General features: G+C 39.0%; 20 protein-coding genes and 1 tRNA gene. 13 read left to right on the top strand and 8 right to left on the bottom strand.

Going from position 1 to position 19242, the window contains the following annotated elements; all coding sequences use genetic code 11:
- The first annotated feature begins 38 nt into the window (after positions 1–38).
- On the top strand, positions 39–2114 hold the full coding sequence (locus B1C82_RS04980) for a methyl-accepting chemotaxis protein (protein WP_086446510.1): 2076 nt from the start codon (positions 39–41) through the stop codon (positions 2112–2114).
- On the opposite strand, the gene hemW is transcribed toward B1C82_RS04980, so the two are convergent.
- Both hemW and B1C82_RS04970 read right to left on the bottom strand, forming a co-directional pair.
- On the bottom strand, positions 2101–3285 hold the full coding sequence (gene hemW, locus B1C82_RS04975; RefSeq protein WP_086446509.1) for a radical SAM family heme chaperone HemW: 1185 nt from the start codon (positions 3283–3285) through the stop codon (positions 2101–2103). The genes B1C82_RS04980 and hemW overlap by 14 nt on opposite strands.
- 1 nt (position 3286) lies before the next feature.
- Entirely contained in the window at positions 3287–5071 is a 1785-nt protein-coding gene (locus tag B1C82_RS04970; protein WP_086446508.1) for a glycoside hydrolase family 3 protein, read from the bottom strand.
- Between the two features lie 105 nt (positions 5072–5176).
- On the opposite strand from B1C82_RS04970, the gene B1C82_RS04965 reads away from it, so the two are divergent.
- Positions 5177–5857: an arylesterase gene (locus tag B1C82_RS04965; protein WP_086446900.1), complete on the top strand. Its 681-nt coding sequence runs from the start codon at positions 5177–5179 to the stop codon at positions 5855–5857.
- 139 nt (positions 5858–5996) lie between these two features.
- Entirely contained in the window at positions 5997–8111 is a 2115-nt protein-coding gene (locus B1C82_RS04960; RefSeq protein ID WP_411550346.1) for a molybdopterin oxidoreductase family protein, read from the top strand.
- Positions 8112–8161: 50 nt separating this feature from the next.
- On the opposite strand, the gene B1C82_RS04955 is transcribed toward B1C82_RS04960, so the two are convergent.
- From B1C82_RS04955 to B1C82_RS04940, 4 genes are read right to left on the bottom strand one after another with little or no spacing between them, the layout of a single operon-like run.
- Positions 8162–8614 (bottom strand): VOC family protein, encoded by a 453-nt coding sequence (locus tag B1C82_RS04955; protein WP_086446506.1) that lies wholly within the window; start codon positions 8612–8614, stop codon positions 8162–8164.
- A 4-nt stretch (positions 8615–8618) separates the two neighbouring features.
- Positions 8619–9014 (bottom strand): hypothetical protein, encoded by a 396-nt coding sequence (locus tag B1C82_RS04950; RefSeq protein ID WP_086446505.1) that lies wholly within the window; start codon positions 9012–9014, stop codon positions 8619–8621.
- A 13-nt stretch (positions 9015–9027) separates the two neighbouring features.
- Entirely contained in the window at positions 9028–9528 is a 501-nt protein-coding gene (locus B1C82_RS04945) for an SRPBCC family protein (RefSeq protein WP_086446504.1), read from the bottom strand.
- A complete protein-coding gene (locus tag B1C82_RS04940; RefSeq protein WP_086446503.1) occupies positions 9525–9911 on the bottom strand; it encodes an ArsR/SmtB family transcription factor in 387 nt (128 codons plus the stop codon). Before B1C82_RS04940 ends, B1C82_RS04945 begins: the two co-directional genes overlap by 4 nt.
- A 101-nt stretch (positions 9912–10012) precedes the next feature.
- Here B1C82_RS04940 and B1C82_RS04935 point away from each other — a divergent pair, with 101 nt between their 5' ends.
- Together B1C82_RS04935 and B1C82_RS20550 are read left to right on the top strand one after the other, a co-directional pair.
- On the top strand, positions 10013–10603 hold the full coding sequence (locus B1C82_RS04935) for a DJ-1/PfpI family protein (protein WP_086446502.1): 591 nt from the start codon (positions 10013–10015) through the stop codon (positions 10601–10603).
- A complete protein-coding gene (locus tag B1C82_RS20550) occupies positions 10557–10991 on the top strand; it encodes a hypothetical protein (RefSeq protein WP_157894095.1) in 435 nt (144 codons plus the stop codon). Before B1C82_RS04935 ends, B1C82_RS20550 begins: the two co-directional genes overlap by 47 nt.
- Positions 10992–11027: 36 nt before the next feature.
- Here B1C82_RS20550 and B1C82_RS04925 read toward each other — a convergent pair whose 3' ends face one another.
- Positions 11028–12086, bottom strand: coding sequence for a HesA/MoeB/ThiF family protein (locus B1C82_RS04925; RefSeq protein ID WP_086446500.1), 1059 nt, complete (start codon positions 12084–12086; stop codon positions 11028–11030).
- Positions 12087–12165: 79 nt separating this feature from the next.
- Between B1C82_RS04925 and B1C82_RS04920 the strand changes: the two genes are divergently transcribed.
- The 8 genes from B1C82_RS04920 to clpX all read left to right on the top strand — a co-directional run bounded on the left by B1C82_RS04920 (position 12166) and on the right by clpX (position 17818).
- On the top strand, positions 12166–13110 hold the full coding sequence (locus B1C82_RS04920; protein WP_086446499.1) for a radical SAM protein: 945 nt from the start codon (positions 12166–12168) through the stop codon (positions 13108–13110).
- Complete coding sequence (locus tag B1C82_RS04915; protein WP_086446498.1) at positions 13111–13353, top strand: MoaD/ThiS family protein; 243 nt, start codon at positions 13111–13113, stop codon at positions 13351–13353.
- A 1-nt stretch (position 13354) separates the two neighbouring features.
- Positions 13355–13792: a molybdenum cofactor biosynthesis protein MoaE gene (locus B1C82_RS04910; protein WP_086446497.1), complete on the top strand. Its 438-nt coding sequence runs from the start codon at positions 13355–13357 to the stop codon at positions 13790–13792.
- Complete coding sequence (locus tag B1C82_RS04905) at positions 13779–14390, top strand: molybdenum cofactor guanylyltransferase (protein WP_086446496.1); 612 nt, start codon at positions 13779–13781, stop codon at positions 14388–14390. Before B1C82_RS04910 ends, B1C82_RS04905 begins: the two co-directional genes overlap by 14 nt.
- Before the next feature lie 62 nt (positions 14391–14452).
- A tRNA-Gly gene (locus B1C82_RS04900) sits at positions 14453–14524 on the top strand.
- Between the two features lie 37 nt (positions 14525–14561).
- Complete coding sequence (gene tig / locus B1C82_RS04895; protein WP_086446495.1) at positions 14562–15950, top strand: trigger factor; 1389 nt, start codon at positions 14562–14564, stop codon at positions 15948–15950.
- Complete coding sequence (clpP, locus tag B1C82_RS04890; protein WP_008592146.1) at positions 15941–16534, top strand: ATP-dependent Clp endopeptidase proteolytic subunit ClpP; 594 nt, start codon at positions 15941–15943, stop codon at positions 16532–16534. The genes tig and clpP overlap by 10 nt, the downstream gene beginning before the upstream one ends.
- A gap of 12 nt (positions 16535–16546) precedes the next feature.
- Entirely contained in the window at positions 16547–17818 is a 1272-nt protein-coding gene (gene clpX, locus B1C82_RS04885; protein ID WP_086446494.1) for an ATP-dependent Clp protease ATP-binding subunit ClpX, read from the top strand.
- A gap of 161 nt (positions 17819–17979) precedes the next feature.
- Here clpX and B1C82_RS04880 read toward each other — a convergent pair whose 3' ends face one another.
- Entirely contained in the window at positions 17980–19026 is a 1047-nt protein-coding gene (locus B1C82_RS04880; RefSeq protein ID WP_086446493.1) for an NAD(P)-dependent alcohol dehydrogenase, read from the bottom strand.
- Positions 19027–19242 lie beyond the last annotated feature (216 nt).

The raw sequence follows: 19242 nt of genomic DNA, 5'->3' as shown, positions 1-19242 counted from the left end.
GTTCCAAAATTTCTTTCCGATTAAAGAATGGAGCCCTTATGAGTATTAGGCTCCGAATTTCTTTATATATTTCCATCGTTTTATTCACTGCCTTTGCTCTGCTTGCGGCTTATAATTCCTATTCTTCTTACCAGAATCTAAGGGAGGAAGTGGAGCAGAGTTCCGATGTTACAGCGGAAAGATGGACCTATGAAATTATGGAAGAGTTGAATACTCTCATGGGTTTGATCCGTGGTTTTCGTTTCCCTTTGATCTATGCTTCTCCTCAGAGAGAACAGGTGATCCAGACATTACAAGAAATTATGAAACGTAACCAAGACTATTTTGGTATGTGGCTTTGTTATGAACCGAATGCGTATGACGGTAAAGATTTATTATACAAAAACAGACCTGGCCACGATGGATCTGGTCGTTTTATTCCATATTTAAACAGAGCTCGTGACAAGGATATAGTAGATCTGGAAGCATTAAGAGATTATAATAATACGGACGGCACCGGAGATTTTTACCAGATCACTAAGAAGACGGATAAACCAACTGTTGTTGGACCTTATTATTATACTGTCAGTGGTAAAAATATCCTGATGATCTCTCTTGTGGTACCTATCAGCGTAGAAGGCCATTTTTATGGCGCAGCAGGTATGGACATTGATCTGAAAAATCTGCAAGAAAGGATCGGGAATAAAAGACCATTTCGAGGTAAAGGCCATATTGCGCTAATTTCCCCTGCAGGTTTATACGCAATCAATGGAGAAAATCATGACTTACTTGGTAAAAAGATTCCAGACGAGAATGAACTTAAACAATATCTAGAAAATGTAAAAGAAGGAAAAAGATTCGTATATGAGTCAAGCGGGAATACAGCTTATTATTTTCCATTTCACATAGGAAAGGATCCTAAATTTTGGACTTTGATGGTGAGTATTCCGAATTCAGTATATTATGAAAATATTGGAGATATTATCCTGAAAGCAGTACTTTCTTCTTTTCTAATACTCGTTGTTGTGTTACTTTCCTTAAATTTAATATTCGAAAGATTGGTAAGTTCCGGCCTTTTGAAGGCGATCGGTTTTTCTGATGAGATCGCAAAAGGAAATCTTACTGTTCAGAATGATTATCCTGTAAAGGATGAGATTGGCACATTATTCATCTCTATGGATCAGATGAGAGAAAATCTTCTAAACGTAGTTAAGGAGATGAGATCTTCTTCTGAAAAATTGAGTTCTAAATCCGAAGAGATGGCTGTTTCATCTAGAAATTTTGCAGATATCGCACAAACCCAGGCTTCCGCTGCTGAGGAATCTTCTGCAGCCGTAGAGGAGCTTGCAGCTTCTGCTCAAAACGTTGGCAAGTCCATGGAAAGAGCAGTGGAAAATACCAGAGAGATCGACGGCAACTCTATGCGATTGAAAGAACAGATCGTTAGTATCAACCAAGAGATGCAGGGTCTAGTCAATCTTGCTGTTGAGTCTAAAAGGCAGGCTGTGACCGGAGAAAATGCGATGTTCGCGTCAACAACTGCAATGGGTGAAATAGGAGAAAGCGCATCTAGAATTACGGAAATCTTATCTATTATCACTGAGATTTCAGAAAAAACGAACCTTCTTGCATTAAACGCCGCGATAGAAGCAGCTAGAGCAGGAGAAGCCGGAAAAGGATTTGCAGTCGTCGCAGAAGAGATAGGAAAACTCGCTTCCCAAACTTCCAGTTCGGTCCAAGAGATCGGAGAACTTGTGGAATCCACAAACGATGCGGTGATGAATGGTAACTCCAAGGTGGAAGAAGCTTCTCAAATATTAAAAAAACTGAAACAAAGCGTGAATGAGTTCGAAATTTCTGCCAATAAGGTACTAGTGTCCGTGAAAGACCAGGAAACGAATACCGGCAGGATCCAAACAAGTTCCAATACTTTAACTTCTTTCAGTATGCAGATTGAAGAAGCTGTCATAGAACAGAAAAACGCCACAAATGAGATCACAAAAACGATTATAAGTATTTCGGAAGGAACGCAAGAAATCGCAGGTGGTGCCGACGATCTTACTACATTCTCTGGCGAAACTCAAATGTTGGCGGAGCAACTTTCCAAACTTATTGAAAAGTTTAAAGTGGATTGATCTCTTCCTGGTCCGCCAGATCTAAAATTTCTGAATCCAAAAATAAAACTGATTTTGGATTCCATTGGAAAATTGTACCATCCAAAATACATTTTCCTTCTGAGGCCTTTTGTTTTAGTTTAGAAAGTACATTCTCCTTCTTATCAGGAAAATAATCTAAAAAATCTTTTAGATCAATCGGAAGAAATATCCTAAAGAGAGAAATTAGAATTTCTTCAAATGGATCGGAAGCCTCATAAGAAAAAGGATTTTTTCCTGTGCCGTTAATATAAGCGGAAGTATTTCTGGGATTTGAATATCTACCTGAAGGTAAAAATCCGTGTGCTCCTGGTCCAATTCCTAAATAATACTCATAAGTCCAATACTTCATATTATGACGAGAGAAAAGTCCAGGTTTGGAATAATTAGAAACTTCGTACTGCTCAAAACCCTTAGACCTCAAAAAATTCGGCAAGTCTTGTAGGATTTTTTCCTGTATTTCTTCAGAAGGAGGAGAAACTGATCCTGCGGAAACCTTTCTACTATATTCGGTACCTTTTTCCACAGTGAGTGCGTAAATGCTGATATGAGAAACTCCTGAGGCTAGAACGGAATTTGCATCTTCATAAAATTCTGCTTCCGTTTGCCCTGGGACCCCGAACATCAGATCCGCACCGTAATTTTTTATTTTACAAGTTTGTAATGCTTCTAATGTCTTTGTATAGGTTTCCGGATCGAAATATCTGTCTAGAAATTTTAGATTTTTGGGTAGGAAGGACTGGATTCCAACATGAACTCTATTTATCCCAGCATCATACAATCCCTGCAGGTATTCCGGAGTTACATCTTCAGGATTACATTCTAAAGTGATCTCAGAATCAGGAGAAAGATTAAGGTTATCTTTTAGGAATTTTATAAAATCTGCGTATCGTTCGTAGGAGGCCTTAGAAGGAGTTCCTCCGCCAAAAAATAAACTATCAAAAATTAGGTCTCGGTAGTTCGGAAAATTTTTGAGTCTTAGTATAACTTCTTCTTTATACTTGGAAAACAAATTTTCTTCGAGGGGAGAAGGTTCGAGTCCGATACCTTCCGAATAAAAATCACAATAGCTACATTTGTGAACGCAGAAAGGATAATGTACATAGATTCCCGGTCTATTTGTTTTGTGTATGACCGGGATCTTGGTTTCCAAATTATTTTGTATTTTTAGTTACCGAGTCTTCTTCCATTTCTGCGGACGCGGAAGATTTCTTAGGATTCGGTTTTAAGATAAGATCCACAAGTGGAATCTCATTCTTTCTATCTAACACAGAATACAATAGTGCCTTTTTGGATTCAGGAGTAGGAGAGAAGGAGAATAATATTTTCAGATTGGAAAAGTCCGGAAGATCTAAGAATGGGGTTCCGTAATGTAAACATACAATCTCTGCTTCCGGAAATTTCTGAGCGAGAGAGCCGGCTAAATCTAATTCAGTTTGAGTGAATGAATTTAGGACCGCACGTTTAACTTCTTTTTTCTCTAATTTTTTACGAAGAGTGGCAAGGTCTGAATTCGAAATAGAACGGGCTTTTAGATCAGAGAGAAATTCTTCTCCCTTTAAATAGAAAACAGTATTTTCGATGGTTGCACTTTCAGGAAGAAAAGTTTTAGGAAAGGAGACAATTGCCTTTCTGCTTACATCTCTATTCAATGTCTCCTGGTAATATTGGGAGAATAAAATTTCTCTATTCTTGTCTTGCTCGGAAAAATGATTTTTTAATATTTCGGGAAGTTCTTTTGGGAATATCGAGCTCGCTCTTCCGTTTTTAGCAAGTTCGCCAAACTCTGAGATGATCCCATATTTTAGTTTATAATAAATTTGTCTTTTGACTGCTTCTTTTAAAAGATCTTTTCCTTCTCTGACTAAGGTTCCTTTTTTGTAAGCCTTTAAGATCTGATCTCTCATAGATTGAGTAGTTGGACCCCAGCTAGTCATTAGGATAATATCTGCACCTGCAATTAAAGCCAATACTCCTGGATCTTCTTTTTGATAATGTTCGTCTATCGCATCCATTTCCATCGCATCAGTGATGATTAATCCTTGGTATTGGAATTCTTTGCGAAGTAGATCTCCTAAAATTTTAGAAGAAAGAGTAGCAGGGAAATTTGGATCAATCTTTGGATACACTATATGTGCGCTCATAATCGCATCTGCACCATTTTGGATTGCAGTTTGGAATGGAATAAGTTCGAAACTTTTAAGCTCTTCCAATGTTTTTTCTATTTTAGGAAGTCCTAAATGACTATCCACATTGGTGTCCCCATGTCCAGGGAAATGTTTGATTACAGGAATGGAGCCGCCAAGTCTTGCTCCTTCTTCAAATGAAACTCCCGCGTTTAATACAGTTTCTAAATTACTTCCTAATGATCTTGTATTGATTACCGGATTAAACGGATTATTATTGATGTCCATATCTGGAGCGAATAAAAAATTCAGTCCAAGTTTTCTTAATTGGTAAGAAGTGACAAAGCCTACTTTTTTTGCCATGTCCTTGTCTTTGGTTTGGCCAAGTGCCATTGCGCCAGGGAATTGAGTGACTCCATCTTTCACTCGGATCACTCTTCCGCCTTCTTGGTCTACTGAGATAAGTAATGGTAATCCAGTATTTTCTAATGCACTTGTCTGAAGATCCTTATTCAAAGATTTGATCTCCGATTTGGAGCCTAGGTTTCTTCCGAATAAGATCACTCCACCAGGTTTGATTGTTTCGATTTCTTTTTTAGCGATTGGATCTAAAACGGTTCCAGGGATCGCAACATGGATGACCTGTCCTACTAATTCTTCTGCATTAAGTTTAGAAGTAATCTCCTCAGCTTGACGAAGCATTCCTTCTTGGATTTCCTGGGCTTGGAGTTCACTTCTAAATTGGCCCAACCAAAAGAATAAGAAAAGTAAGAAAGCGGCGGTAATGCCTGCGACTAGTAACCGTTTGAACATACTTACTAGATCCCAATCGGTTGTGTATTCGTAAAGCAGAACTTAATGCCCAGTTTTTGGGATATTGTTTGGACAAAATGGGTCGGATTGAAGTTAGGAGAAAAAATGAGCCGTTTATCATATTATGGATTTTTTAGTATTTTAGTAATCTTTTGCTTTGTTGCTTCTTGCAATAAAGAAGGTTCCGAACAAGAACCAAAGGTTTCTCCTAAGATGGAAACAAAAACAAACGGCAAGAAGATCCTATTTTTCGGAGACAGTTTGACTGCTGGCTATGGGTTGAATGGGCCAGAAGAATCATTTGCTCATTTGGCATATTTAGAACTTCAAAAAAAATATCCTGATCTAGGATATGTAAATGCAGGTGTGAGCGGAGACACTACCTCAGGCGGGCTTGCAAGACTCGATTGGGTTTTGAATACTAAATATGATGTACTCGTATTGGAATTGGGAGCAAACGATTCTTTGAGAGGGCTGCCTACAAAGATGACGGAAGAGAATCTAACAAGGATCATTCGAGATGCGAGGTCCAAATACCCGTCTATTAAAATTCTATTAATTGGAATGAGAACACTTCCGAATATGGGTCCTCAGTATGCAAAAGAATTTGCGACTCTCTTTCCAAGAGTAGCTAAGAAAGAAAAAACAGAGTTTATGCCATTCTTACTGGAAGGAGTTGCCGGAGATCGTAGATTGAACCAAGACGATGGGATCCATCCAACTGCTGAAGGCCATAAGATACTCTCCAAACACCTGGTTCCTTATTTAAACAAACTATTGAAATAGTTCGATCCTCCAATTATATAAAGTTCGCTAATACTCGTAAATGCTTGCTTTCTGATTTCGGATAGGAGATAACTCCTTCCTGGGACAGGGGCAGGAAATGGTACGCCAACATTATAGATCATGTACACTTTGCGAAGCTATGTGCGGACTCAGACTCGAGATCGAGAACGATGTAGTAGTCGCAGTAAGAGGAGATAAAGACGATAAGTTCAGTAGGGGACATCTTTGCGCCAAAGGGCCGGAACTTAAAAATTTATACGAAGATCCAGACAGACTTAAATTTCCTTTAAAACGTACAGAAAAAGGTTGGGAGAAGGTGAACTGGGTCACGGCTCTCACTGATATCGCTACAAAACTTGTAGCGATCCAAAATAAATACGGAAACGATTCCATTGCAGTATATAGCGGAAATCCAAGTGTTCATAATTATGGTTCCATGTTATTTGGCCAAAGATTTATAGGAAGATTAAGAACGAAAAATAATTATTCTGCAACTTCTGTAGACCAACTTCCTCACCAATTACTTTCTTATTGGATGTTTGGTCATCAACTTCTGGTCCCAATTCCTGATATAGATAGAACCAATTTCTTTTTAATCTTAGGTGGAAACCCATTTGCATCTAATGGAAGTTTAATGACTGTCCCTGATGTAAAAAAGAGACTCAAAGAGATCCAGGAAAGAGGTGGAAAATACGTAGTTATAGATCCAAGAAAAACTGAAACTGCAATCCATGCTGACGAGCATCATTTTATTCTTCCAGGTACGGATGCATTTTTCTTACTTTCTATTATAGATGTATTATTTAAGAAAAACTTAACGAAGACAAATTCTCTAATCAAAGAAGAAGATTTACTAAAATTAAAATCAATCGCTGCAAAGTATCCTGCCGCTGAAACAGAAAAGTTAACCGGGATTTCTGCAGACACGGTAGAGAGAATTGCTCTTGAATTTTCCAAAGCGAATGGCGCAGTATGTTATGGTCGTGTAGGAGTTTCTACACAGGCATTCGGAGCACTTTGCCAATGGTTAATCAATTCTATTAACTGTATTACGGGAAATATGGACTCAGTAGGTGGTGCGATGTTTACACTTCCCGCCGTGGATATGATAGATCCTAAAGGAGTAATGAAAAGTTCCCCTGGTAGTTTTCACACGTACGGTTCAAGAGTTAGAGACTTACCTGAATTTAACGAGGAATTACCAGTTGCTGCACTTGCAGAAGAAATTTTAACACCTGGACAAGGCCAAGTGAAAGCACTTGTTACTTCTGCGGGAAATCCAGTGCTTTCTACTCCGAACGGTTCTCAATTAGAAAAAGCAATTTCTAATCTGGAATTTATGGTAAGCGTGGACTTTTATCTGAATGAAACAACAAAACATGCGCATTATATTCTTCCGCCTAGTTCTGCCTTAGAACATGACCATTATGATTTAGTTTTTAATGTTTTTGCTGTAAGGAACACTGTCAGATATAACCAACCTGCATTCGAGCCGGAAGATGGAATGCTTCACGATTGGGAAATTTTTTCGGATCTAACGAAAAGAATAGAACTTTTAAAGTCCGAAAAGCCTCTACCTAAAGAATTGATCAAAACAAAGATCACACCTTCTGCGATCATTGACCATGCTTTGAAATCAGGACCATATGGAGAAAAATCAGGATCTCCGGTCGGAATGAGTTTGGAACTTTTAAAAAATAGTCCCCATGGTGTAGATCTTGGAGCACTAAAGCCATGTTTTCCGAATAGGCTTTGGACGGAAGATAAGATGATAGCACTTGTTCCTAAGGAAGTAGTTTCCGATTTGGATCGATTAGCCAAATACGGACAAAAACTTCTCGAAGACAAAAAAGAAAATGGATCTTTCTTACTAATAGGCAGAAGACATTTAAGAAATAATAATTCATGGATGCATAATCTTCCAAAACTAATGACCGGAAAAGATAGATGTACACTCATGATCCATCCGGAAGATGCCAACTTACTCGGTATTAAAGAAGAAGAGGAAGTTCTTGTGGAATCCAGAGTAGGTAAGATCGGATTACCGGTAGAAATTACGGATGAGATGATGAGGGGAGTGGTGAGTATCCCTCATGGATTCGGACATGCAAAAGAAGGAGTGTCTTTACAAGTTGCTTCTAAATTTGCTGGATCAAGTATCAACGATCTAACTGACGATCAGGTTTTGGATGAACTTTCTGGAAATGCTGCATTTAGCGGCATTCCAGTTTCGTTGAGTAAAAAATCCGCTTAAGGACCAGCGATCATAGGTAAGCGCGAGTCTATCAGCGGATCTCAGAGAATTCAGTTTTTGTCGTAAGCTTCTTGCAATTTTGATATTTCTATCTTGTGCATTTGCAACATTGCTTGAGTTACTCTCCCGGCCTTCTCTTGGTTTTTATCATATAGATATTTTTCCAAGATAGGCGGAATAATCTGCCAAGATAGACCAAACTTATCTTTTACCCAACCACAAGGTTGTTTACTACCGCCGGCGGAAAGTTTTTCATACAGGTCATCTATCTCTGCCTGGGTTTCTGCACTGATATAGATGGAAAACGCCTCGGTAAATTTAAAATGTGGGCCTCCTGTAAAAGCCAAAAATTTTTGGCCTTCTATCTCAAACTTGGCAGAAGACATATCTCCGCCTAGTTTTGTGAGATTTTCTATTTTCATATTTTTGAATATACTAGAATAGAATTGGAGAGCCTCTTCTAAACCCTTATCGAACATTAAAAATGGAATTGCTTTTTGCATTGTCTTATCCTCTACGTTTTAGGAATATAAATCCACCCAACCAAGAGAGTGGGATTGAAATTACGATGAGTCCTATGGAATACCAAGCAGGTCCCATATCTCCCATTTGGACATGCCCCAAATTACTCGCGATTGTGCCTATAATACCTAATGCGATCACGTGCCTTATTGGACTATGAGGCGATAGTTTAGCAGTGAAAAATCCACCTAAGATGGCAAGAGCTAAACGATAGGAGATCGCTAGAATGAAAAGATTGTCAGACATTCTTTCTCCCATGGGAGGATAACAATTCGTAACATGAAGGATGGCATCTATTATAAGAGCTGGTATAACGTTGATCAAAATACCTGTAAATACTGCTCCGATACTTTTTAAGATCGATTTTGTTTTTGGATCCATTATTATTTTTTCCTTATAAGTTTTGCGAAAGAGTATTCAGTAATGTTTCCAGACGATTATAGCTTTGAGAAGCTCCGCCTTCCATTGGAGATTTTATAACTGTATCTCTACCTTCTTTACTTTCATATAAAACATTGATCGTAATATATGTTCTTCCAGATTTTTCAACAAATGTTGTAGTAAGCAAAGCTTCTCCAGGATACCAAGCTTCATCAAATGATTCGGTCTGAACTAGTTTGTCTGGTCCTGAAATTTCTTTATAAGTTCCTCCGGCTCCCATTGTTGATCCGTCTTTTAGATATTTCCAAACATATCTATACTTTCCGCCAACTTTTAGATCCACTGTACATACATCTAAACTCCAACCGTCTGGACCGTATAACCAGCGTTTGATTAATTCAGGTTTTGTAAAACAGTCGAAAACTAGATCTTTGCCCGCATTAAATTCGCGGGTCATCACAATCTCTCTGTCTCCTTTAGCTTCTACCTTTAAAGTTCCAACAAAGCTACTCATTCTATACTCCTTTTTTTATTCTTACGTTTTCGGGAAGGTTGTTTAGAAAGTTTTAATTCTTCTATAAGTGAATCCAATTGGTTGAATCTTCCTTCCCAGAATTTTCTATAATTTTCTAACCATTCGGTAGCTTCTTCCAATGGTTTGGCTTCTAATTTGCGTAATCTTTTCTGGGCATCCTTGATTCCCGAGATGAGTCCGGCTCTTTCTAAAACTTTTAAATGTTTTGAAATTGCTGGTTGGCTCATGGAAAACGGTTTTGCCAAATCCATTACGGAAACCTCTCCATTCGCTAAACGTGAGAGGATTGCCCGTCTGGTAGGGTCTGAGAGGGCGGCAAATGTAGCGTCCAATCGAGAAGACTGACTAAGTGCATGATTCATACTTTATATAACCATATGGTTATGGAATGGAAATAATCAAGTACTTTTTAGGAAATTATTTTCAGACTAGTTTGTAGTTAAGAATATGACAAAGAGGGATTATGGAGCAGATTAGCGTTCATATTTTAGCATTTAATGAAGTGGAAGTTTTGGATCTCTCAGGTCCTTACGAAGTATTTTCCATCACTGAAAATGAAAATAAGGAGAAATTATTCAAAGTTTCTATAGTTGCTGAAAAGAAGGAACTCCTACATGCAAGGAACCGATTTCCAGTTTTTCCTCATCTTATCTTAGAAGAAGCAGGGATTCCGGATATTTTAATCATCCCCGGGGGATACGGAGCAGAAGAAATCGAGATACATAATAAGAAGTTGATCTCTTGGATTAAAGAGATGGAGCCTAAGGTAAAGATCTTAGCCTCTATCTGCACTGGTGCGTTTTTGCTCGCCGAAGCAGGGATCTTGGACGGAATGGAAGTCACCACTCATTGGATGGACCAAGAAACTCTTTGGAAGAACTATCCTAAAATCAAAAATGTCGCTAACGAAAAATTTATAGATCATGGACATATTTTAACTTCTGGAGGAGTTTCCAGAGGGATCTTGATGTCTTTACATTTGGTCGAAAAATTAGTAGGTAGAAAGATTGCTGAGTTTACCGCAAGAAGAATGGAATTCGACTCGTATCAGTGATTACGCTCTAATAATATTAATTGTTTGGTTTTTTAGTCCAAATCTAGAAATTTTAATTACAGATGATAAGTTTTTGTATAAGCAATACTCTAAAAACAAGGTTTTGTCTTCTGGATATTGCAGTAAGGACGAAATCAAATATACATATTTGGAATATTACCTGGGCTGGAGTACGATAGCCTTGGAAACAATGTCTGGAAAAGTAATTTGGTTCGAATGTTATGGGTGGGACCGGTATGCTTTGGATGAAATCAAGGATAAATTAAAGGATAAGGGAAACGGTTGGTCACTTCGTCTGGCAGGAATATCATTCTCTAGATTTTTTCTCCAATTTGGAATCACTTTTATAATAGTCGGGGTTATTATATATTTCACATTATGGAAATAGAGTTAGAGCCTATCGTTCGTCGTAAAAGTTAGATTTTTAAATAATCTCCTCTAACGCTAAAATTTTTCTCCCACCTTGCAAAGAATATGCAGTGAGCCCTGCTTCCTTTAGGATTTTAGCTGCTTTTTGGGATCGGATACCTGATTCACAAATTGTAATATAGATTTTCTCATTAGAAAAGCTAAGCGCGGTATTTATAGAAAGTTCAGAAAGTGGTGAAAAAATAGAATTACCAATCGGAGTTTCCTTTCTTTCTTCCGATTCTCTTACATCGAGCAAAATATATTTCGGGTCCTTCTTCCATTCTTTCCAATCTTTCAGGTCAATTTCATCTAAGAGAGTTTCTTCCTTTTTGCCTGAACCACATTCTGTGCAATTTGGATCTGCCTCTAAAAAAGTTTCATAAAGAAGTGGGGATTCCCATTCGAGTTGAAATGTGGAGTGAGTAGGGGATTTTTCCGGAAATAATAAATATTGTATTGCGAAGGAAGCTTGGTATAAACCTGCGATTGCAGTTTGGACGCCTAGAACTCCTCCATCTTCGCAGGAAAGAAGTTCAGATCCTTCTAAATTCGGATATAAACATTTATAACAAGGTTTTCCTTTCGGTGAGAAGATCGCGATCTGCGCACTAGTTCTAAAAACGGATGCGGTGACTAGGGGTTTGGAATTTTGGATACAGAATCGATTGATTGTATATTTAGCTTGGATCTGATCTGTACAATCTAATATAATATCCCAATTATTGAATATACTTGGATTTATCCTTTCTGAAAAAAATTCAGTAAATGTTTCTATTTGGATTCCAGGAACTCTTGCCTGTATATATTCTTTTGCGGTATCTGTTTTCTTTCTACCGATGTCAGAAAGAGTAAATGTGGTTTGTCTATGAAGGTTGCTTAATTCTACCGTATCAAAATCCCAAAGACCGATCTTTCCTACTCCTGCCGTTGCTAGATGTAAAGAAGCAGGTGAGCCTAAGCCTCCGAGACCGATCACCAATGCTGATTTTTGGAGAAGCCCAGTTTGGCCCGATTCTCCTAAAAACGGTAGTTTAGTTTGTCTGGAAAAATACTTTTTCTGCTCCGGACTCATCTCAGGAAAGGATCTTATATTTTTGCATACCCGACAAGACTTTTTAATTGGCTTTCATAAGCGTCCGGGTATAGTAAGCTTGGACATCGTGGATGCTTACGGTCGAAAATTCGAAGTGCTTAGAGTGAGTGTTACATCCTCTTGCGGATTCGGCTGTGTATATTGTGCTCCCGGCACTGCGTTAAATGGAGAAGGAGCAAATGGTTCTTTCTTAAGCGCGGAACTTCTTCATAAAAATATACTTCTTCTTTCCCGTAAAATTTCTATCAAAGAGATCCATTTGACAGGTGGAGAGCCGACTCTTCATAAAGATCTTCCGAGTCTTGTTCGAGTTGCTAAAGAACAGAAGATCCCCAATATCGCTCTGACCTCTAACGGTTTTTTTAGAGATGGTTTGATTAAGGATCTGAGGTTGGCAGGGCTTGACAGAATGAATTTCTCCTTGGATTCACTGTCCCAGGAATCCTTTTCTTTGATCTCGGGAAAAAATCTTCCTGTAATTCGTTTATTAAATAGGATAGAAGAAGCCATACAAGAAGGACTGGAAGTAAAATTAAACTGCACTGTATTAAAAGGTTATAATGAAGAACAAATCCGTCCTATTCTTCATTGGGCGGGAGAAAGAAATCTTCCGATCCGCTATTTGGAACTCATGAAGATGGGGCCTCTTCGATCAAAACATTCAGAGTTATTTTTCTCCGCTGCAAAAATAAAAGAAGAGTTGAGTCAGGAATTTGATTTTGAACCTGAGAATACTCCGATTGAATCCACCGCAAAATATTATCACACTTCAGAAAACTATAGATTCGGAATTATTGCAAATCATACGGAACCTTTTTGTGATGGTTGTAATCGTCTTAGGATGGATCATTTGGGTAAAATTTACGGATGTTTAAGTGATTTTCGTTCTTTTCCAGTTTCAGAAGATGAATCAGAGTTAGAGAATTCCTTAGATCTGGCAATGAAAACCAAAAAAACCGAGTTTACCGGAAGTGAACTTTCTATGAAATATATAGGCGGATAGATGGATATTCAACTTTTGTTTTTTGCCGCTATTAAAGATCATTTTCCAGATCTGAAAAAATTAGAAGTTTCAGAAGGAGATTCTATTTTAAGTCTTCGTGAAATTCTCACTCGTAAAAATCCAGGCTCCGAATCCATTCTCAAAGTCAGCAGGTTCGCAGTAAATCAATCCATAGTGGGTGATGATTTTGTTTTGAGAGAAGGTTCAGTCGTTGCAATACTTCCTCCTTCTAGCGGTGGTTGAGATGTCCGTTTTAGAAGCTCATTCTCATATTTCTTCTTCTCCCATTTTTGTATCTTCTCAGTTACCTGATATTCCCGAGATGGGAGGATTTGTAGTATTTTCAGGGATTGTTCGAAATTTAAATGAAGGTAAGAAGGTAACTCATCTAGAATACGAAGCATATGCGCCGATGGCAAACGAGATGATCCGGGCTATTCTCGCAGATGCTTGTAAAAAATGGGACCTTCTTCATGCAAACTGCATACATAGAGTTGGAAAATTAGAAATTTCCGAGATAGCAGTCATTGTTGAGACAGGATCCATGCATAGGGTAGAGGCTTACGAATCCAATCGTTATATAATTGATCGAGTAAAACACGAGGTTCCGATCTGGAAAAAGGAATTTTATTTTGACGGTTCTTCCGAGTGGTCGAAGGGCTGCGTACATGAGAGCCATTGATTCCGTAGGGATATTACTTGCAGGCGGAAAAAGTTCCAGAATGGGAAGGGATAAATCCTTTTTATCTCTCAAAAGCCAAAAATTTTTTCTTATAGAATCTTATAAAAAATTAAAATTCTTATGTAGGAATGTTCGCGTATCTATTCGAGAAGAACAAAGAGAAGAATATTCTAAACATGTGCCTAATGAGTTTTTAGTGTCGGACTCAATTACGGACATGGAAGGTCCGCTACAAGGGATTTTCAGTTCTTTCCTTGATTTCCAAAACGAACCAAAAATTAAAAATTTTTTGATCTTAGCTGTAGATCTTCCTTACATGAGGATCAAAACATTGGCAAGGTTATATTCCGAAAAAGAGATGATCGGTTCAGGGGTTTTTTATCAAACGAAAGAAGGAATCGAACCGTTATGCGGTCTTTATTCTTCCGATTATCTGCGGTTTTTATTCCTCGAATTTGAAAAAGGGGTCTTAAATTCTTTTTCTCCTAAAACTCTAATCGAAAGAGGAAATCCGAGTCTTTTGTCTATTCCGGAAATGGAAAAATCTTCTTTTATTAACCTGAATTCTCCCGAGGATTTAAAGCCTCCAAAGTCATAAGTTTCTGATCAAAAACCGATTTACATGGGGTCCCCGAGAGAAAAAATGGTTCTACCAACCATGCGGGAATAGCTCAGTGGTAGAGCACCTCCTTGCCAAGGAGGGGGTCGCGGGTTCGAATCCCGTTTCCCGCTTACAGAAGGCGTCCTCCGCTTTCTGTCTTCTGAGACCATGGAATTCAAGACAAAGAAAAATCAAAACGCATCCGTAGACCTTAAGTTAACCTTTGATAAGAACGATCTAGAAAAGGCGTTCGAAAAGACTTATAAAGAAAAACAAAAGGATCTCAAGATCCCGGGCTTCCGCCCTGGAAAAGCACCGATCGAAATGGTAAAACGCCATTTGGGAGACTCGGTAGCAAACGACGCAATCAATCTTCTATTATTAGAAACTGTCAGTGACCTTTCCGGGAAACTGGAACACAAGATTGTACGTTTCCCTAAATTTACTGTAGAGGACTATGTTCCCGAAAAAAGTTTAGTGGCAACTGCGGTGTATGATACTGATCCGGAAGTTTCCTTAGGGAAATACAAAAAGATCAAGATCAAACTTCCTGAAGTACAAGTAACAGACGAAGATGTTACGGAAGAGCTCCAGTTCGTTCGCAAACAGCTTGCTAGAAAACTTCTGAGAGAACCGAGCGAAGGAGCCGAGAGCGGCGATATCGTGGATATGGAATTCGAAGTGAAGGAAGAAGGGCAGGAGCCTAAGAACGCAAAAAACGGTTCAAGCGATTATAAATTAGGAGATGGTAATAATCTTCCTGGTTTTGATGATAATCTTTACGGTATCAAAACAGGAGAGACCAAGGACTTTTCTTATACTTACGCGAGCGACTATCCAAGAGAAGATCTGGCTGGCAAGAAGATGGAATTCGCCATGACCTTAAAGGCGATCTATAAAGAAGTTCTTCCTGAATTGGACGATGATCTTGCTAGTGAATATGACGGCTCTTCTTCATTACAAGTTTTGAAAGATAAGGTCAAAACTGATCTACAAAAGAATTATACTGAAGCTGTAAAAAATAAGAAGATGGAAGAGATCTACAAGGAACTGGTTGCAGATTCCAAGTTTATATTCCCTGAGTCCTATCTTACAGAAGAATCTGAGCATGTGTATCAAAATATGATGCAGGATGTTTTAGGAAGAGGCCAAGCTAGAATACCTAAGGAACAGATCCCAAGTATTGAAAAATATGCTGAAATGGTTGGAAAACCTTTGGAAGAAGTAAGGGGTTCCTTCAAAACTATCGCTGAAAATAGACTGAAAGGGTATTTCTCCAGACAGAAACTGGCTTCTACGGAAAATATTGTTTTGACGGACGAGGATTTCGACCGTGAAATCTCCACCCTTGCCTCAAGATATGGTATGTCTGACGCCGATTTTAAAAAAGAATTGGAAAAAGGTAAACTTCTGGAAACTTACCGGGACAATTTTTTAGCAAAAAAGATAGACGATACCCTCTTCCAGCTTGTAGAAAAGAAATACAACGAGAAGATGAGTATCCGTCAGCTAAAGGAATTCCTTTCTAATAAGGAAACTGGAGAAGTATGGCAATAATTCCTACAGTTATAGAGCAAACCGGTCGCGGAGAAATGCGGTATGACGTATTTTCCCGCCTCTTAAAGGATAGAATTATCTTTCTAGGTGACGCAATTTCTGACGATTACGCGAACGTAATCATCGCCCAATTACTGTTCCTAGACGCGGAAAATCCGGACAGGGACATCTATTTATACCTGAATTCTCCCGGTGGATATGTATCTTCTGGGCTTGCCATTTATGACACTATGCAGTATATTAAGGCCGACGTTCGTACACTTTGTATTGGCCAAGCGTCCTCTATGGCTGCTCTTCTTCTGGCAGGCGGGGCAAAGGGCAAAAGATCTGCTCTTCCGCATTCCAGAATTATGATGCATCAGCCGACTGGTGGGGCTACTGGTCAGGCTTCCGATATCGCTATCCAAGCGAAGGAAGTTTTGAAATTAAAGCAGGTGTTAAACGGTTTGTACGCTAAACACACGGGCAAGTCTGTGGAAGAAGTGCAAAAGGATACCGAGAGGGATCTTTACATGACTCCAGAAGAGGCCCAAAAATACGGGATTATCGATTCCGTAATTTCTATAGAGCGTCAAAAGAACTGATAGGGGGATCCCGTGGCAAAAAAACCTACCGGAACCAATAATAAACAAAAATTATTTTGTTCGTTCTGCGGAAAAGAACAAGACTCCGTAAAACGACTGGTTGCTGGTCCAGGTGTATATATTTGCGACGAATGTATCTCTCTTTGTAATGAGATCATTGCAGAAGAGCCTGAGCAGGAAAAAGAACGCACAGAACTTTTGGGAGAAGTCCCTAATCCTGCAGCTATTAAAGCGATCCTAGACCAATACGTAATCGGACAAGACCATGCTAAAAAAGCTTTGTCCGTTGCGGTTTATAATCACTACAAACGAATTTATCTCAAAGACAAAAAAGCGGATATCGAATTAGAAAAATCGAATATTCTTCTGATCGGACCTACGGGTTCCGGAAAAACTTTGTTAGCACAAACACTAGCAAAGATCATTAAGGTTCCGTTTGCGATCGTAGATGCTACCGCACTCACTGAAGCTGGATACGTGGGAGAAGATGTAGAAAACATCATCCTCAAGCTGATCCAAAATGCTGATAATGATATTAAAAAAGCAGAGATCGGTATCATCTACATAGACGAAGTAGATAAGATCGCTCGCAAATCAGACAGCGCATCCATCACGAGAGACGTGAGCGGAGAAGGTGTACAACAAGCTCTTTTAAAAATTATAGAAGGAACAGTTGCAAACGTTCCTCCTCAGGGTGGAAGAAAACATCCGCACCAAGAATATCTACAAGTAGATACTAAAAATATTCTATTTATTCTAGGTGGAGCATTCGTTGACCTGGATAATATTATCAAAACTAGAACCGGTGTAAAAACGATCGGTTTCGGTAGCGATGAAAAAGACGGAAAAATTTTAAGAGACGAAAGCAAAGGTGAAATACTTGCGCGAGTGATCCCTGAAGACTTGATGAAGTTCGGACTTATCCCAGAATTTATTGGCCGTATGCCAGTGATCGCTACTCTGCAAGACTTAAGTGTTGAAATGCTCAAACGTATTTTCAGAGAGCCTAAGAACGCAATCTTACGTCAATACACTAAGATCCTAGAAATGGAAAATGTAAAACTCTCCTTCGAAGAAGCAGCTATAGATAAGATTGCTCAACTTGCGATAGAAAGAGCATCCGGAGCTAGAGGATTACGTGCCATCGTAGAAAATCTAATGCTGGATCTTATGTATGAGATTCCTTCTCGCAAAGACGTAGAAGAAGTTATCATCACAGAAGAGGCAGTAACCGGAACCAAACCTCCGAAACTAATTCTGAAAAAAGAACCGAAAATCGCTTAAGAGACGCAGAGTGAGCAGGGACCGCGGCATTGTTTCTCACGCAGAGACGCAAAGCCGCAGAGTGGAAGTTTAAGGTTTTATAATTTTAAACTTTAGATCCTCGGCGGTCTCCGCTCCTCTGCGTGCCATAATCCCTGCGCCTCTTACAAGCTCTGCGTCTCCTAATTTAGAGTAGCGATATCTATCACAAATCTGTAACGTACATCACTTTTAATCACTCTTTCGTAGGCTTCGTTCACATTTTGAATTGAGATCAGTTCTATATCGCTAGTGATATTGTGTTTACCACAGAAATCTAACATCTCTTGGGTTTCTGCAATTCCACCAATTAAAGATCCTGCCAAACTTTTACGGCCTCCTATTAAAGAGAATGCTCCTATTGGAACTTGCTCTTCTGGAACACCAACTACTACCATAGAACCATCTACTCTCAATAGGCTAAGATACGCGTTCCAGTCTAAAGGCATGGAAACGGTATTGATGATCAGATTAAAACTTCCTCTTAACTTACTGAATGTGCTCTTCTCCGATGTAGCATAGAAATGATCTGCGCCTAAACGTTTAGCATCCGCTTCTTTTTTATGGGATTGGCTAAGCACCGTAACTTCCGCTCCGAGTGCATGAGCGATCTTCACACCCATATGACCAAGTCCACCAAGACCAATGATCGCTACCTTTTTACCAGGACCTGCTTTCCAATGAGCAAGTGGAGAATATAGTGTGATGCCTGCACAAAGTAGGGGAGCTGCAGCATGTAAAGGAAGATTATCAGGAATTCTTAGAACATAATTCTGATCTACTACGATCTTATTTGAATAACCGCCATAGGTAGGGGTTTTTCTGTCTTGTTCTCTTCCATTATAGGTGGCACTCATTCCTGTTTCGCAAAATTGTTCCAGTCCTGCTTTACATTGTTCACATTCTCTGCAAGAGTCTACGAAACAACCTACTCCTACCTTATCTCCTACTTTAAACTTAGTAACTTTGGATCCTATACTTGAAACAATGCCTGTGATCTCGTGTCCGGGAACCATCGGAAATATGGATCCTCCCCATTCATCTCTTGCTTGGTGTATATCCGAATGACAGATACCGCAGTATTTGATATCGATGACAACATCTTCGTCTTTTGCATCTCTTCTATCGAATTGAAAAGGTGCTAAAGGAGCCTTTGAAATAGCTGCAGCATAACCTTTTGTTGGGATCATTTTGTTCCTCGTTTGGTTTGGAATATTGGATGAATTTTAAGCGCTGAGAAATTCTGAATTTTTAAGTCGAAAAAATTTCCCTGATTAGACAGGACTGCATAGGTTTTGTTTTTAATTTTTTCTTCATTCTAAAAAATGAATATTGTCCCGCGGTCGATTTTGGCTCGCACAGAGTTTTGGAGAGGCGCAGTGCACGGTTATCTCACGCAGAGTCGC

This window comes from Leptospira venezuelensis, from assembly GCF_002150035.1.
Taxonomy (GTDB): domain Bacteria; phylum Spirochaetota; class Leptospiria; order Leptospirales; family Leptospiraceae; genus Leptospira_B; species Leptospira_B venezuelensis.
This window is presented reverse-complemented; position numbering and strand designations above follow the sequence as displayed.

Excerpts from the sequence above, each read along its gene's own strand:
- B1C82_RS04980 (WP_086446510.1), top strand. The coding sequence starts at position 39 with ATGAGTATTAGGCTCCGAATTTCTTTATATATTTCCATCGTTTTATTC.
- B1C82_RS04970 (WP_086446508.1), bottom strand. The coding sequence starts at position 5,071 with ATGTTCAAACGGTTACTAGTCGCAGGCATTACCGCCGCTTTCTTACTT.
- B1C82_RS04965 (WP_086446900.1), top strand. The coding sequence starts at position 5,177 with ATGAGCCGTTTATCATATTATGGATTTTTTAGTATTTTAGTAATCTTT.
- B1C82_RS04960 (WP_411550346.1), top strand. The coding sequence starts at position 5,997 with ATGTGCGGACTCAGACTCGAGATCGAGAACGATGTAGTAGTCGCAGTA.
- B1C82_RS04955 (WP_086446506.1), bottom strand. The coding sequence starts at position 8,614 with ATGCAAAAAGCAATTCCATTTTTAATGTTCGATAAGGGTTTAGAAGAG.
- B1C82_RS04950 (WP_086446505.1), bottom strand. The coding sequence starts at position 9,014 with ATGGATCCAAAAACAAAATCGATCTTAAAAAGTATCGGAGCAGTATTT.
- B1C82_RS04945 (WP_086446504.1), bottom strand. The coding sequence starts at position 9,528 with ATGAGTAGCTTTGTTGGAACTTTAAAGGTAGAAGCTAAAGGAGACAGA.
- B1C82_RS04940 (WP_086446503.1), bottom strand. The coding sequence starts at position 9,911 with ATGAATCATGCACTTAGTCAGTCTTCTCGATTGGACGCTACATTTGCC.
- B1C82_RS04935 (WP_086446502.1), top strand. The coding sequence starts at position 10,013 with ATGGAGCAGATTAGCGTTCATATTTTAGCATTTAATGAAGTGGAAGTT.
- B1C82_RS04925 (WP_086446500.1), bottom strand. The coding sequence starts at position 12,086 with ATGAGTCCGGAGCAGAAAAAGTATTTTTCCAGACAAACTAAACTACCG.
- B1C82_RS04915 (WP_086446498.1), top strand. The coding sequence starts at position 13,111 with ATGGATATTCAACTTTTGTTTTTTGCCGCTATTAAAGATCATTTTCCA.
- B1C82_RS04910 (WP_086446497.1), top strand. The coding sequence starts at position 13,355 with ATGTCCGTTTTAGAAGCTCATTCTCATATTTCTTCTTCTCCCATTTTT.
- B1C82_RS04905 (WP_086446496.1), top strand. The coding sequence starts at position 13,779 with ATGAGAGCCATTGATTCCGTAGGGATATTACTTGCAGGCGGAAAAAGT.
- tig (WP_086446495.1), top strand. The coding sequence starts at position 14,562 with ATGGAATTCAAGACAAAGAAAAATCAAAACGCATCCGTAGACCTTAAG.
- clpP (WP_008592146.1), top strand. The coding sequence starts at position 15,941 with ATGGCAATAATTCCTACAGTTATAGAGCAAACCGGTCGCGGAGAAATG.
- B1C82_RS04880 (WP_086446493.1), bottom strand. The coding sequence starts at position 19,026 with ATGATCCCAACAAAAGGTTATGCTGCAGCTATTTCAAAGGCTCCTTTA.